Origin of the sequence: Spirillospora sp. NPDC049024 (assembly GCF_040649235.1) — a bacterium.
In the GTDB taxonomy this organism is placed as follows: domain Bacteria; phylum Actinomycetota; class Actinomycetes; order Streptosporangiales; family Streptosporangiaceae; genus Spirillospora.
On record NZ_JBEZFD010000042.1, the window covers coordinates 28,412 to 42,217 of the forward strand.

General features: G+C 68.8%; 15 protein-coding genes and 1 pseudogene. 5 read left to right on the top strand and 11 right to left on the bottom strand.

What is annotated here, in order from left to right; genetic code table 11:
- Positions 1–145 precede the first annotated feature (145 nt).
- Genes AB0C21_RS41970 through AB0C21_RS41980 form a run of 3 tightly spaced genes read right to left on the bottom strand, consistent with a single transcriptional unit; the run spans position 146 to position 1,772 of the window.
- Entirely contained in the window at positions 146–547 is a 402-nt protein-coding gene (locus AB0C21_RS41970) for an allophanate hydrolase-related protein (RefSeq protein ID WP_500211959.1), read from the bottom strand.
- 43 nt (positions 548–590) lie between these two features.
- The gene (locus AB0C21_RS41975) at positions 591–1,283 is read right to left on the bottom strand and encodes an alpha/beta fold hydrolase (protein ID WP_500211960.1); all 693 of its coding nucleotides are present in this window, start codon (positions 1,281–1,283) and stop codon (positions 591–593) included.
- Positions 1,284–1,328: 45 nt separating this feature from the next.
- Entirely contained in the window at positions 1,329–1,772 is a 444-nt protein-coding gene (locus AB0C21_RS41980; protein ID WP_500211962.1) for a RidA family protein, read from the bottom strand.
- A 98-nt stretch (positions 1,773–1,870) separates the two neighbouring features.
- Between AB0C21_RS41980 and AB0C21_RS41985 the strand changes: the two genes are divergently transcribed.
- Positions 1,871–3,007: an alanine racemase gene (locus tag AB0C21_RS41985; RefSeq protein WP_500211963.1), complete on the top strand. Its 1,137-nt coding sequence runs from the start codon at positions 1,871–1,873 to the stop codon at positions 3,005–3,007.
- A gap of 23 nt (positions 3,008–3,030) precedes the next feature.
- Here AB0C21_RS41985 and AB0C21_RS41990 read toward each other — a convergent pair whose 3' ends face one another.
- From AB0C21_RS41990 to AB0C21_RS42005, 4 genes are all read right to left on the bottom strand, one after another.
- Complete coding sequence (locus tag AB0C21_RS41990) at positions 3,031–3,696, bottom strand: helix-turn-helix transcriptional regulator (RefSeq protein ID WP_500211965.1); 666 nt, start codon at positions 3,694–3,696, stop codon at positions 3,031–3,033.
- 1,207 nt (positions 3,697–4,903) lie between these two features.
- Positions 4,904–5,701 carry an SDR family NAD(P)-dependent oxidoreductase gene (locus AB0C21_RS41995; protein WP_500211966.1) on the bottom strand — a complete coding sequence of 266 codons (798 nt, stop codon included), beginning with the start codon at positions 5,699–5,701 and terminating at the stop codon, positions 4,904–4,906.
- Entirely contained in the window at positions 5,698–6,765 is a 1,068-nt protein-coding gene (locus tag AB0C21_RS42000) for a saccharopine dehydrogenase family protein (protein ID WP_500211967.1), read from the bottom strand. The genes AB0C21_RS41995 and AB0C21_RS42000 overlap by 4 nt, the downstream gene beginning before the upstream one ends.
- A complete protein-coding gene (locus AB0C21_RS42005) occupies positions 6,762–7,340 on the bottom strand; it encodes a hypothetical protein (RefSeq protein WP_500211968.1) in 579 nt (192 codons plus the stop codon). The genes AB0C21_RS42000 and AB0C21_RS42005 overlap by 4 nt, the downstream gene beginning before the upstream one ends.
- 78 nt (positions 7,341–7,418) lie before the next feature.
- On the opposite strand from AB0C21_RS42005, the gene AB0C21_RS42010 reads away from it, so the two are divergent.
- Positions 7,419–7,976, top strand: a complete 558-nt coding sequence (locus AB0C21_RS42010) for a TetR/AcrR family transcriptional regulator (protein WP_500211969.1) — start codon at positions 7,419–7,421, stop codon at positions 7,974–7,976.
- Positions 7,977–8,234: 258 nt separating this feature from the next.
- Positions 8,235–8,684 carry a recombinase family protein gene (locus AB0C21_RS42015; protein WP_500211979.1) on the top strand — a complete coding sequence of 150 codons (450 nt, stop codon included), beginning with the start codon at positions 8,235–8,237 and terminating at the stop codon, positions 8,682–8,684.
- Here AB0C21_RS42015 and AB0C21_RS42020 read toward each other — a convergent pair.
- Positions 8,612–8,935: pseudogene (locus AB0C21_RS42020) on the bottom strand (transposase); the annotation flags it as partial. The gene AB0C21_RS42015 and the pseudogene AB0C21_RS42020 sit on opposite strands and share 73 nt — an antisense overlap.
- 230 nt (positions 8,936–9,165) lie before the next feature.
- Between AB0C21_RS42020 and AB0C21_RS42025 the strand changes: the two are divergent.
- Positions 9,166–9,282: a DUF305 domain-containing protein gene (locus AB0C21_RS42025; protein ID WP_500211971.1), complete on the top strand. Its 117-nt coding sequence runs from the start codon at positions 9,166–9,168 to the stop codon at positions 9,280–9,282.
- 94 nt (positions 9,283–9,376) lie between these two features.
- Here AB0C21_RS42025 and AB0C21_RS42030 read toward each other — a convergent pair whose 3' ends face one another.
- On the bottom strand, positions 9,377–10,618 hold the full coding sequence (locus AB0C21_RS42030; RefSeq protein WP_500211973.1) for an NAD(P)/FAD-dependent oxidoreductase: 1,242 nt from the start codon (positions 10,616–10,618) through the stop codon (positions 9,377–9,379).
- Between the two features lie 329 nt (positions 10,619–10,947).
- Between AB0C21_RS42030 and AB0C21_RS42035 the strand changes: the two genes are divergently transcribed.
- Complete coding sequence (locus AB0C21_RS42035) at positions 10,948–11,604, top strand: hypothetical protein (RefSeq protein WP_500211974.1); 657 nt, start codon at positions 10,948–10,950, stop codon at positions 11,602–11,604.
- Between the two features lie 673 nt (positions 11,605–12,277).
- Here AB0C21_RS42035 and AB0C21_RS42040 read toward each other — a convergent pair.
- Both AB0C21_RS42040 and AB0C21_RS42045 read right to left on the bottom strand, forming a co-directional pair.
- On the bottom strand, positions 12,278–12,925 hold the full coding sequence (locus AB0C21_RS42040) for a class I SAM-dependent DNA methyltransferase (protein ID WP_500211975.1): 648 nt from the start codon (positions 12,923–12,925) through the stop codon (positions 12,278–12,280).
- Between the two features lie 526 nt (positions 12,926–13,451).
- Entirely contained in the window at positions 13,452–13,658 is a 207-nt protein-coding gene (locus tag AB0C21_RS42045) for a hypothetical protein (RefSeq protein ID WP_500211977.1), read from the bottom strand.
- Positions 13,659–13,806 lie beyond the last annotated feature (148 nt).

Genomic DNA, 13,806 nt, shown 5'->3' on the forward strand with positions numbered 1-13,806 from the left:
GGACCGGACATTGTCCAAACCGACAGAAGACATCTCGATGGTTGTGGAAACGCCACTGCCTGCCGATCGTGCGATCGGCAGGCAGTGCGGCTCTCGTCGGCGGAACGCCTCGACCGGGTTCCGTGGGCACCGGGCCCAGGGGGCTTCAGGTCCCGTCGTGCTCGTCGGAGGACGCGTCCTCCCCCTTGAAGCGGCGCCACGAGGCAGTGTCGGTGATGTCGACGGCTCCCGCGGAGACCTCTCGTCCGGGGCGGACGATCATGCCGAAGCTCAGCCGGCCGTCGGCGAGAGTGACGATGGACAACTCCAACTCGGGGGGCTCGGTGGCCAGCAGCCGCTGGAGCTTGTCCATGGGCACGTCGTACAGTTCGCCGATGATCGACCCTCCGCGTGCAGGATCCGGGACCAGGCCCGGGAACTCGTGGCCGAACGCGAAGAACCGGTAGAGCGGCGCGGTCGAGCACGGGCCGAGGAATGATGATCCGGCGATGTGCGGATGCGCCTGGCCTCCCTTCATCCCTTCGCCGTTCAAGAACATCAGGGGCATCGGTCTTCCTTTCTTGAGGGGCCGCGACGGGCGGCTCGTCTGGTCACACGGCCATGAAGGCGGTCGCGTGATGCAAGAACTCGTCGGGTGCGTCCTCGTGCACGTCGTGTCCGGCATCGAGGGCGACGACGCGGCAGTGGGGAATCCGAGCCGCCATCTGCTCCACCGCCGCCGCGGGGATGTGGCTCCGGGAGCCCCGGATGATCAGCGTCGCGGCCCTGATATCCGTCAGCCGCTCCTGCCATCGGCTGGGCGGGGCGTTGCGCTGCCGGCTGAAGTCGTCCTGGATCCGCCAGTCGTAGTCCAGCTCTCCGGCCGGTCTCTCCCCGGAGACACGGGGTGGCGTCGCGGGCACCGGTGGCGGAGGATCCTCAAGCAGCAGGCGACCGACGCGGTCCGGCCACCTTTCCGCCAGTACGTAGGCGACCATCGCGCCCATCGAGTGCGCGATGACACTCACGCCGGTGACACCCAGCATGTCGAGGAACCCTGCGACGTCGTCCGCCATGTCGTCCACGAGGTAGGTCGACGTCCACGTACTGCGCCCATGCCCTCGCAGATCCAGAGACAGCACCCGGTGCGTGTCGGCGAAGGACTCGGCGACGGCGCCCCAAGTCGAGGACGAGCTACCGAGTCCGTGCAGGAGGAGCAGCGCCGGCGAGCCGGCGTCCCCGCGCTCGTGGTAGGCGAGTTCGACGGCGCCGAGCTTGATCGTTTGCGTGTGCGGCAAGGTCATGTCCAACCTCATTACCTGGATATGTGAGCCGACCGCGATGGCGATTCAGCCGATGAGCAGGACGGCCTCGACTTCGACGGGCGAGTCCATCGGGAGCCGCGGTACACCGACGGCGGACCGGGCGTGCCCGCCCACCTCCTCGCCCAGCGCCTCCGTGATCGCCTGCGACGCGCCGTCCGCCACCTTGTGGTGGTCGAGGAACTCCCCATCCGCGGACACGAAGACGGTCAGCTTCAGCACACCAGCGACGCGGTCGAGATCGCCGAGCTCGCGCCGAGCCGCGGACAGCACGTTCAGGCCGCACTGCCGCGCGCTGGCGACCCCCTCGGCGAGGGTGAGTTCGGCGCCGACCCTCCCGCGATGCACGAACCTCGTGCCCTCGACGGCGACCTGGCCGGAGACGTACAGCAGGCGGCCGTCTCGCCTGCACGGCCGATACTGCGCGAAGGGGCTCACGGGCGGGGGCAGCGGGTAGTCATCGCTGTTCATGTCGATGGATTCTCCTGACACTTGAAGCTGGTAGATTTTTAGTCTACTTCTAGACATAACATCTAGCACAGTTGGATCCGCGGAGCGGAGGCGGCCACATGAACCTCGAACCGACCAGACGTCTTGCGGACCTTGCGGTGAGCAGCGTCCTCGACGGGATGCCCAGCCCAGCAGTGATCGTTGACGAGCTCGCCGTGGAGCAGAACCTCGCCGTCACTCTGGCGGCCATGGCCACGCCGGATCGCTGGCGAGCACATTTCAAGACCGCGCGTACCGCATGGGCGGTCCGTCGGCTACTCACCCACAACGTGACTCGATTCAAGGCATCGACGGTCGGTGAGCTGCGCTTCCTGCTCGCCTCAGGTGCACGGGACGTCCTATTGGCGCATCCGGCGGTCGGGCCGGCACAACGTGAGGTCGCCGCGCTCGCCGCCCGCTTCCCGGACGCGATGCTCTCGGTTCTCGTGGACAGCGTCGAAGGCGCCTCCTTGTGGGAGGCGCCGATGAACGTGGTCATCGACATCGACACCGGAATGGGGAGGACGGGCGTGCCGGTCGGAGATCACGCCGCGGTCCGAAATCTGGCCGAAACGCTCGCGCGACTCGGCCACCGGCTCGTGGGCGTGCACGCCTACGACGGAAACCTCGCAGATCTACCGCCGGTGGAGAAGCAGAGCCGGGTCGAGGAGGAGCTCGCCTCCATCGACGATCTCGTGCGGGAGCTCACTGACGCCGGACATCCCGTGCATGAGGTCGTCTTGGGCGGCAGCCACACATTCTTGGAGATACTGGCGTCGTGGCCCGCCACGAGCTGGTCCGAACGGCTGACCCTCGGGCCGGGCACCGTACTGTACAACGACGTCCGCAGCCTGGAGCGCTTCGCCCGTGCGGCGAAGCCGGCCAGCTATATCCCGGCCGCCGCCGTCCACGCCCGCGTGGTGAGCCGAGGCACCGGCACGGTGACGGTCGACGCCGGGCTCACAGCGATCCAGGTGGACGCGGGGCGTCCACATGCCGTGGCGATATCGCCCCCTCACCTGTCCGTGCGGTCGGTCTCGCAGGAGCATCTCGTCCTGGCCTGCGACGCGGGACCGGTGCCGGCGATAGGCGATTCCGTGCTTCTGCTGCCGCGCCACATCGATACCGCGGTCGCCCAGTTCTCGTGCTTGTACCGGCTAGGACCGGACCAAGAAGTCGTCCGGGAACCGGTCGCCGCGGCGCATCCGGATCAATGACCCGACCATCGGCCGAACCGCGATCATGACGAGCGCAGCCGCGCGAGGTACTTGTAACCGGAGGCGCGGGAGATCCCCATCCGGTCGCTGACGATCGTCATGGCGCGCCGGATCTGGAACACCCCTCGTTCGTCGAGACGCCGCAACACCTCTACCCGTTCGTCGGCCGAGAGCCTGACCAGGGACCGCCCCATCTCTCGTTCGATCTCGGTCAGGGCGTCGTGCACGATCGTCTCCGGGTCGCTGGTGTAGGTGCGCAAGGAATCGCCCACGGGCACACCGCCGACCTCCTGGAGGATTTCCTGCACCTCCACCAGCCGCGTAACGTCGATGTTGAGGCACAGCGCACCGAAGACATGGCCGGCGCTGTCGCGCAGCAGAATGGTCGACGACTTGATCAGGCGCCCGTCGGGCATTCGCGCCACGTAGTTGAGGTCATCCTCGGCGGCGTCGCCCTGCTTCTTCAGGCGCAAGCCGATCTCGCTCATTGCCGAGTTGACCTGACGACCGGTCACCTCACCGGAGACGGCGATAACAGAATGCTCAGTCTTCCGGTAATCATGCAAGACGGCTTCACAGGTGTGCCCGAACGTCTCGCGCAGGCCACGCAGCACCGGGATCAGCGCTGAAAAGACCTCGTCGTGTGCGCTCGGGGGCGCGGCATCCGCTCGGGACCTCCTTGTCGGCATCGCTCAAGTATGCCGCAGCCGACTTGAGCCAACGCGGTCGCTGACGACGGCTTGTGTGATGCCTCTCCTCCCCTCGGACCGCGGCCATCGGTGTGATAACCGATCTTCCGGCTACCGTGGCGGAGATGAGTCAGCCTGAGCAGGAAGCCGCGCGTCGCCCGATCGGGGAACTGGTCGATGACCGGCTGCTGGCGAACTACTGGCACGGTCCCCCGACCAGGCCGGCGGCCTGCGGGGAACCGGCTCCATGCTCATCAGAGTGGCCAATCCACCCTCGGGTGGGCGCGTTGTTCAGCGGCCTGTCCTCAACGCGAACAAACGACGACACCTCATCAAGCCGCGGGCTGGATGAGGTGTCGCTGTAGAACGAGGGGAGTCCCGGGGAGCCGATAGGGGAGCCACCGTGGTCAGACTCCCCCGGACCCGCCGCCACTCCCCCAGGGTGTTTTCGCAGGTGAGAGGCTCCCCGATCGACTTCCATCGACCTTGATCGACTGGTCTGCTGTGCCTGGGGGTCAAGGGGTCGTGGGTTCAAATCCCGCCGTCCCGACAAGAAGTACCAGCTCAGAGGCCGTTTCTCCACCACGGAGAACCGGCCTCTTGATCGTTTGTTAGCCGTTCGTTAGCGAACCCGGCCGCCCCACACGGCACTCGACCGGCTCACACGGGACCAGGAAGCCCGGCATCCGCCCGCTCCAGCCCACCGGATGTTCACACGTCCCGACGCCCGGTTGTCTGCCCCTCGGCGACCCGCGATCAGCCGAGCCCCGGATGACCAGCACGGGCCGCCCCAGCCGATCGGCACCGCAAGGTCATCTCGCGGCGGCCGGGCCCCTCCGCGTAACCGTTCGCCCGCCGCCACATTCAACGGGACCGGCACCTACTCCTTCAATCGGCCCGACCTCGGTCCCACCGGCGTCCGCGCGCTACGCGACAGCGCCCAGCCCGACTGGGATGAAGATCAGTCATAGTGCCTGCCACTGGATCCGCCGCGGGTCGCCGGGAGGCACGGGCGCCGGTCTGGTTCCACGGATCCGGCCGTGGAGTGGACGGCGTCCGCCTCGTCCCCGTCGGCCGATGCCGCCAGGCCGCCGCTCGCCTCGAACCCCTCCTCCTCGGGGTGTCTGAGAAGTCCCCGATGGGCTCCGGGCTGTGGTCGGGCTTCGCGGCGGGCCTGGTCGGCGGCCGATGAACGGAGGTAAGGGGTTCAGCTGTTCTTGAAGGGGTTGAGGGTCTTGCCGGCGAGGTAGGCCAGGCGGATGGGCAGGGGTTTCATGGCGGCGGCGGAGATCTTGTTGACGAGTCCGGGGATGCACACGGGCTTGCCGTTCTGGACGGCTTTCCAGCCTTCGGCCACGACGGCTTCGGGCTGCTGCCACAGGATGCCGGGGAGGTGGTTGGCTCTGTCTCGGGTGCCCATGACGTCGTGGAATTCGGTGTGGGTGAAGCCGGGACACAGGGCGGTGACGTGGATGCCGCGGGGTTTGAGTTCCATGTCGAGGGCTTGGGAGGTGTTGAGGACGTAGGACTTGATGCCGGTGTAGAGCAGGCTGGCTGCGGGCGGGGCGAACGCGGCGACGGAGGACAGGTTGACGATGCGGCCCCAGCGGCGTTCCTTCATGCCGGGGATGACGCGGTGGGCGAGTTCGGTCTGGGCGGTCACCATCAGCTGGATCTCTCCGGCGAGAGTGTCCCAGGGGGTGTCGGCGAACGCGGTCTTGCCCGACAGTCCGGCGTTGTTGATCAGGACGTCAATGTTCAGGCCCTGCTCGTCGGCGTATCGCAGGATCGCTGCGGGCGAGGCGGGGTCGGTGAGGTCGGCGGCGAAGACCTCACATCGGACCTTGTGCTGTTCGGTGAGCTGGGCGGCGAGTTCGTGGAGGCGGTCGGCGCGGCGGGCGACCAGCAGGAGCTGGTAGCCGCGGGCGGCCAGATGGCGGGCGAACGTCGCGCCGATGCCTGCGGAGGCGCCGGTGATGAGCGCGGTGCGAGGGACGGTGGTCACGTCAGGGTTCCTTCGGTCGAGCTGATGGTGAGGGGGCCGCTGCCGGGGAGCCGGGTGATGAGGTCGGCGCCGAACAGGGTCGCGGGCGTGTGCGCGCCGAGGCGGGGGGCGGTGGCGGCGAGGAGGTCGGTGACGGCGGTGAGGGCGCCGTCGATGGTGAGGCGGTAGGGGTTGGCCGTGGTGATGCGGGCGGTGGCCCGCCGGCTGGCCGGGTCGGTGGTCTCGCCCCACACGTGGGCGCTGCTGGTGGCCCGTTGGTTCGCGTCGGGGCCTTTCACCGTCCTGTCGATCAGCTTGTGCGCGGCGTCGCGGACGCGGGGACGGGCCAGCAGCCCGGTGAACCGCCTGCTGATCCGGGTGGCGCGGAGCAGCGGGGAGGGCAGCGGGATGTACACCTCGATATTGGGGATCGCGGTGCTGTGGTGGGCGCTGTGGAGGTCGGCGGCGGGGAAGGCGAGCGCGGGTTTGGTGCCGTTGCCGAAGTCGATGCGGGCGGTGCGTCCGCCCAGCGGGGTCGGGGTGATCTGGTCGTCGATGCGGGCGCGGCCTCCGGCGGCCATCCCGTCCAGGATCGTCTTGACGGTCCCCGGGGACAGCGCCAGCGGCAGGTCGAACCCGAGCCGCAGGTGGGTGGCCTCGGGCATGGCCCGGTGGAGGGCGGCGGCGAGGCAGTCGGTGGGGATGACGTCGAAACCGACTCCGGGACAGACCACGACACCAGCAGCGCGGGCCTGGCCGCCGATCTCGCGGGCGTAGGCGAAGACGTCCATCTCGCCGGTGATGTCGAGGTAGTGGGTGCGGGTGCGCACGCACGCGTCGATCATCGGGGGCGCCGTCACCGAGAACGGCCCGGCGCAGTGCAGCACCACGTCGATGCCGGACAGCCGCGCGTCGGCGTCGCGCAGGTCGAAGATCCGGTAGTCCAGACCGAGGTCCTCGGCCAGCGGCTTGACCGCCGTGAGGTTCCGGCCGGCGAGGACCGGTTCCAGGCCCCTCTTGCGCGCCTCCCGGGCGATCAGCTCGCCGGTATAGCCGTTGGCGCCGTACAGCAGCCACTTCGTCACTGGACGGCCTCCTTCGGGCCGGGCAGTTCACGCGGACCGGGGGTGAAGCCGCGGCGTGCGGTGCCGATGTCACCGCGGTAGGCGCCGACGGGGCCGGTGAGCAGGAAGGGCAGGGGGATGCGGCGCTGCCGTGCGGTGAATCCCCACGTCCCGATGCCCAGATAGACACCGGGCGCCGCGCGGCGGACCTCGTCGACCATGTTGATCGCCCCGCACATCGAGGCGTAGGCGCGGTAGACCAGCGTGTAGGCGGGACGGCCGTCATAGCGCGACGGTGCGATGAGCGTGTGCATCGCATAGCGCTGCCGGATGCGGCCGAACTGGCGGAAGGTGTTGTAGCCGCGCCCGGTCCGGCCGTCGACGGGCCGGAACGCCTTGCACAGCCACGGCGCGAGCGGATTCGACACCGTGGCGCGCCCGGTCACCGAGGCGACCAGGTCGGGCTGGGCCAGCAGCCGGGCGGTGTACTCCCCGTCCATCTCCTCGATGGACGGGGCGGGCAGCGTGGCGAAGAACGCCAGCAGCCCGGTCGTGTCCAGCCCGAGCAGCTCGGCAGCCGCGTGGTCGGTCTCCATGGGGGCCCACCTCACTTCTTGAACGGTCTTCAAGAAACCTAGCGCCTTCTTGAGGGCCGCTCAAGATAGGGTGTGGGGGTGCCCCGGAACCGACGCCCCCAAGACCGCGAGGAGAAACGCGAGGAGATCCTCGCCGCCGCCCAGCGGCTGTTCATCGACGACGGCTACGAGTCGGCGTCCATGGGCCAGATCGCCAAGAACGCCGGCGTCACCGTCAACACGATCTACTGGTACTTCCGCGACAAGGACGACCTGCTCATCGCCGTCCTGGACCGCCTGCTGGCCGAAGCCCTCGCCCAGTACACGACCATCGCCGACCGGCCGCTCAGCGACCGGCTCCTGTGGGCCGTCGACCAGCTCGAACGGCTGCACGGCCTCGTCAACACCGTCCACACCCGCGCCGCGGCCTCACCCGCCGTCCACGCCTGGCACACCGGCTTCCACGAACTCGCCGACACCCTGGTCGCCGACGACCTCCGGAAAGCCGGCGCCGCCGAAGCCGACCTCCCCGCCATGACCGCGATCGGCACCTTCGTCATCGAGGGCCTCCTCACCCACCGGCACGACGATGCCGACAAACGAGCCGTGATCGACCTCCTCGTCCACAGGCTCACCACCGCGCCGACCCGAACCTGACCGGAAGCCGTCTCGCCGTACCACGCAGGCCGGCATCGCAACGGCGAGCGGCGGCGACGCGTCCGCCCCGGGTGGGGTATCTGAGAATCGTTCGATCCTTCGACACCCCGCGCGCAGTCCTCTTCACTGCCCGAGCGCCCCGGAAATCTGTCGGTAAAACGTGTCGAGAACTTCGGGTGTTCAACAACACCGACAGCACCGTTTTTCCTGCACTTTCCAGTTGTGACGACGTTCCCGGGCGATGCCCCGCCCTCCGCGGTGATCCGCCAGGCCGCCGACGATCTTCTCGGCGCCGAGCCCGCGATCCTCACCGGCGCGCTCGTCGGATACGCCCGGGTCTCCGCCGAAGACCAGCGACTCGACCGCCAGACCCTGGCCTTGAAGGCCGCGGGCCGCATCCGGATCTTCGCCGATAAGAAGTCCGGCAAGGACGCCGAGCGCGAAGAGCTCGCCAAGGCGCTGGACTACCTGCGGCTCGGCGACACCCTGGTCGTCCCCTCACTGGACCGGCTCGCCCGCTCCTTGGAGGACCTCATCACGAGCGTCGCCGACCTGCGCCGCCGCGGCGTCGGGTTCCGATCCCTGAAAGAGGCCCTCGACACCACCACGCCGGGCGGACGGCCACCGCGGCTGCCGCGCCGCTGCCGGTGGCCCGCCTGGTCGTCGGGCACCGGGATCGTGGCGGCGATGCCGCGCCGACGCAGATGAGTGCGGATCGCGCGGGAGGAATAGGCCCTGTCGGCCCGGACCCGCTCGGGCCGGGTCCGGGGACGGCCGCCCTCGGGACGGGCCACGCGGATGCCGGCCATCACCACCTCGAACTGCGGAGCGTCCCCGCGCTGCCCGGCGGTGATCACCAGCGACAACGGCTTCTGCCCTTGCTCGCAGGCCAGATGCAGTTTGGTCGACAACCCGCCCCGAGAACGCCCCAGCGCGTGATCGTCGGGCTCGCGGCTCACCCCTCCGGGCGGCTCGGCCTGCGCAGCCCCCTTTTGCGGGCGCCGGCGGCGTGCTGGTGCGCCCGCATGACGGTGGAGTCCACGTTCACCTCCCAGGTGATCAGCCCCGCCGAGTCCGCCCGGGTCTGCAGCGCTTGCGCGCTCGGGCCTGGCGGCGGAGGTGAGGGAGTGCCGCCCGCTGGGCGTGCTTCTCGCGTATGCGCGGCGGCTCTTCGAGCAGCGTCGACCTGATGGCCAAGACCGAGCAGAGCTCCGGGCGGTCTCCTGAGGGCAAGAAGATGGCCGCGGACATCGTGACCTCGCAGTCCGCCGAGATCACCAAGATGCGGAAGCTGCTCAAGCAGTAGAAGCAGGCAGCCGCAGCGGGCGGGGACTACGGGAGCCCCGCCCGCTCCGCCGCCGCAGGTGGTCATGGACCCCCAATACCACGGTTCGAACGGGCTACCGAAGGGTCATTCGAATTGGCGAGCGTTCACGCCTGCCCGCCGGTTCATGCGGGAGTGGGCTGGTCGCGCCGGCCGCGATGGCGCCGCGGAGGCGGTTCAGTTCCTTGGGGTAGTTGACGGTCGCCGCGCCCACCAGGACGCCGTCTCGCGAAAACGCGACCGCGAACCTCGATTCCTCGACCGAGCCGGCGACGATCGTGCTCTGGTCGGCGAGCGTCGGGAAGCCGGCCCATTGGATGCGCTTGCCGTGTACGCGCGTTCCGAGCCCGGCCACCTCGACGAAAGGTTCGGCACCGGAAGGCCCGCGCAGCAGGTTGCGCGCGGCCCAGGCTCCCTGCTCGTTGGCGTTCGCCCAGTGCTCGACCCGGACCGGATCGTCACCGAAGAGCCGATGAGGCCAGCGGGCGACGTCACCCGCGGCGACGACGTCAGGGAAACCGAGCGCGAACAGCTTGTCGTCGGTGAGGACGCCGTCCTGAACCTGGACGCCGCTGCCGTCCAGCCACTCGGTATTGGGTTCGACCCCCAGCCCGGCGATGACCAGGTCCGCCGGGACCGACCGCCCGTCGCTCAGATGGACGGCCGCGACCCGGCCATCGGGACCGCCTTCCACACGGTTCGCCCGCACCCCGGTCACCAGATCGACGCCGTTCCGCCGATGGTGCTCGGCCAGCCAGTCCGCCACCTGCCGGCCCACGACGCCGATCATGGGGAGCGGCCCGCTCTCGACGAGCGTCACGTCCATGCCCTGGGCGCGTACCGCGGACGCCACCTCGCCGCCGATGAAGCCGCCGCCGATGACGACGACCTGCCGGGGCTTGTACGCGAGAGCGGTCCGGAGCGCCTTGGCGTCGTCGATGGTGCGCAGGACGTGCACTCCGGTCAGCGCCATCTGGTCCTCGGCCAACCGCCGCGGCCGGGCACCGGTCGCTATGACCAGGCCGTCGTAGCCGAGTTCGGAGCCGTCGTCCAGGACGACCGTTCTATCCGTGGCGTCCAGCCGAACGGCGCGACGGCCGCCCAGCCATGTGGCGTCGAACTGGTCGCCACCAGGGAGGGCGACGTCATCGTCGCCGGTGAGAACGTTCTTTGACAGCGGCGGCCTGTTGTACGGAAGGTGCGGTTCGGCCCCGACCAGGCTGAGCTCGCCGACATACCCCTCATTCCGGAGAGTCTGGACGGCGCGGATACCCGCCAGCGAGGCCCCTACGACAACGATCCGAGTGTGATCACCCATGGCTGCGCTCCTGTCTGTTATGCCCTACCCCCCTAGGGTATATGAAGGCTTCTGGCGCTTGGCAACTCGTCACACAGGTCACCCAAGCCAGCCGCGTCTCCACCCGCACCAAGTGCTCCGCCTCCAGGGCTCCGCGTAGGCGGGTGCCGATGTGCTGGGCGAGCGGGACGTCCGGGAGCAGCGCGATACCCGAACCGGTCGAGCCCGCCAGCGCCGGCCTCGACCGATGACCAGAGCCTGCCACGCGTTCGATCCGATGTTGGACTGGCCGCGTTCTTCACCGATGAGCGGGCACTCGTACCGAGCCGTCGACGTGGAATCCTGAATGCGTGGACGACGATCTCGCGGCCGTGTTGGCACGACTCGACCAGGTTTTCGCGCCGTATCCTCGCCGAGCGGTGCTTGACGGCTGCCCGCATTGCCGTCCTGCGACGCCGGTGGACGAGGACGACCTTTTCTCGCTGACTCTCCGCCTGGGCGGCACGGTGGGCGGCCGCGATGATGTGAAGAGCCTGCTCCCTCTGCTGTTCGAACGCATGGTGACGTCCGGTGAACTCGACGGGAGCATCGTCCTGTCCAAGTTGACCAAAGAGCGTTGGCGCCACTGGCCTTCGGCCGAGCAGCAAGCCATCGACGACTATCTCGATGCGGTCTGGCGATCCTTGCTGAAGCAGTTCCCTTCAAGGATCGGCGCTTTCTCCGACGCCGCCGCATTCCTTGATGCCGCCGCAATGACCGGCGACAGCATCGTAAGATACCTCGCCGTCTGGGACACCATCCTTGTTCCGGCCGCGGATCGACACCTCGCCCAACTGGTGAACGAACACGATTTCGCTGGTGCTCGGCGCAGGGACTTGACTGCCTGGCTGTGCCGTGAGGTGACAATCGACCGGCTGATCGGCGCCTTCGAGCGCGACCACGACGCAGTGTGGGCGGACGACCTCGCCACGGCTTATGACCTCCTGTCCTGGCAGCCTCGTGCATAACGACCAATCGCACCCGACCGGCTCCCGCACTTGCCGCCGGGGGCCGCGGGTCGTGCCGCCGACCGAGCGCATGTCGGGCGACTGGCGTGAAAGGGGGCCGAGTGTACGGTGAAGATCTGGATCGGTCGATGGCAACCGATCGAGAGGGGAGACCTGCTCCTATTGGCCGAGCTGGCCACTGAAGCGGAGGAGGAGCATTTCCTGCGGAACCCGCAGGGCTCCGGCCGGTACGCCGGGTGCCTGCTGGGCCGCGCCCTGTGTCAGGTGCCGCCCTGCACTACGTGAACGGAAGTAGCGGTGTTAAGGACTTCGATGTCTGGTCGTTCTATGCCGAGACCGACAACTGGCCCTTCCCTCCTCGCCGGCGCGGAACTCGGGACTTCGGACCTTCGAAGTTCGGCCGATACTCCGCAGATCCGCCGCGCTACGCAGGCAGGCGCGTAGACCTTCTCGGCCGCTCCCTGCCCGCACCGCCCGACACCGATCCGGCCATCGCCTTGCGCAGGTATCTCACCGCCCGCCGAACCCGCACCGCCAAAGCCCTGGCGACCAGACCGGCAATACTGATCGCGCCCCAGAACCGCATCGGCGAGATCGTATGGCCCGTGACGCCGACGAGTTGACGCACTCATCTGCCGGGCGTTCGTCCCTGAGTGCCCCGGACTGCCGGAGGTTACCGAGGCGGAGACGCGGGCCGGCGTGCGAACAGGATCGCGCCCGGCTTGGGCTCGTCCGGATTCAGCAGGTGCTGCGCATCCACAGTGAAGCCCGCCTCGCGGAGCCAGTCGGCCACGCGGGACGGCTGGCGGTGGTGGACGTACGTCTGTACGACCTGGTCGCCCTCCCCGGTCGTCTCGATCTTCGATTCGTCACCGACGTGGAATCCCACGGCCAGCACCCCGCCCGGCCGCAGCACCCGATGGAACTGTCCGAGCACGCCCGGCACCGCCTCGTCCGGGATGTAGATCAGCGACCACCACGCGAGCACACCGGCCAGGGAGCCGTCGGCGATCTCCAGGTCGGTCATCGAACCGACCTCGAACCGCGCGCCGGGGTGCTCGCGGCGCGCGATCTCGATCATCGCGGGTGACAGGTCGATGCCGAACGCGTCCGCGCCCAGCTCCCGAAGCAAAGCGGTGGTGTGCCCCGGCCCGCAGCCCACGTCGGCGACGGACCCGCCGCCGATCGCGCGGACCAGGTCGGCGAACAGCACGACCCCCGCGCGGACGTGGAGCAGCCTGTCGAGCAGGTCGCGGGTCTCGTCGGCATAGCCGGCCGCGATGGCGTCGTAGGAGTCGCGTGTATCGGTCAACCACGTCATCAAAGGACCGTAGCCCCTTCAACCGAGCGTCAACAGGTCTGCACGCCCCCGAGAGCCCGGGTGGTCCAGGACATGGATGACCACTCGCCTTCCGGCCGGGCGAGGTCCCTCGCACGGTCCACCGAGTGGGTCCCGAGTGCCCGAGCCCTGACAGCAGCACCACCAGCCCGTAACCCGCGGCGCCAGGGCAGCGGCGTGTGAGGACCTGGGAAACGTCTTTCCGGTTCACCACGCACCTGATCGACGCCGGGATCGACGCCTCCACCGGCATCGTCGGCAACGCATTGATGGAGTCGGCGATCATCGGCCACCACGTAACACCTTGCCGAGGTGATGGCGCTCCTCCCTCCACCCCATCTCCCTGTGGAACCTCACCTGGCGCCGTCGGGCCAACAAAGTCCCGGCAGGCGCGCCGCATGGCCGCCGCCCACCTCCGCACGCTTGAAACCCGGGGCACAGCGTGCCGCGAAGGAACCGATGCCTCTATCCGCTAACAGGCCCGCGCGTCCGCCGTCCCGCGTACCGGCTACGTCAAATGCGTGAGCGTGTCAGCGGTGCGGCGGGCGCCGGCGCGGATCAGTTCGCCCAGCTCGGACTCGTCGCGCGGCCGCTCGGCGAGAAGGGACAGCGTCCGCACCTGGTCGTGCAGTTCCGTATATTCCATGGGCGTGAGATCCGCGAATTCTCCCGCCGGACGGAACACGACACCATCGGAATCCGATTCGTCCAGCATCGCATCAAACTCCTGGCTGATATCCAGAGCGAGCGTCGAGGCCCAATCAGCCCACCCTGCCCTCAACCGGTCGTAGCAATTGATCTAGCGGTGGTGTAGTCCTGCTCGGCGAGTTGATCGTCGGGGGGAGCTGCCGTGGGGCTGGTTC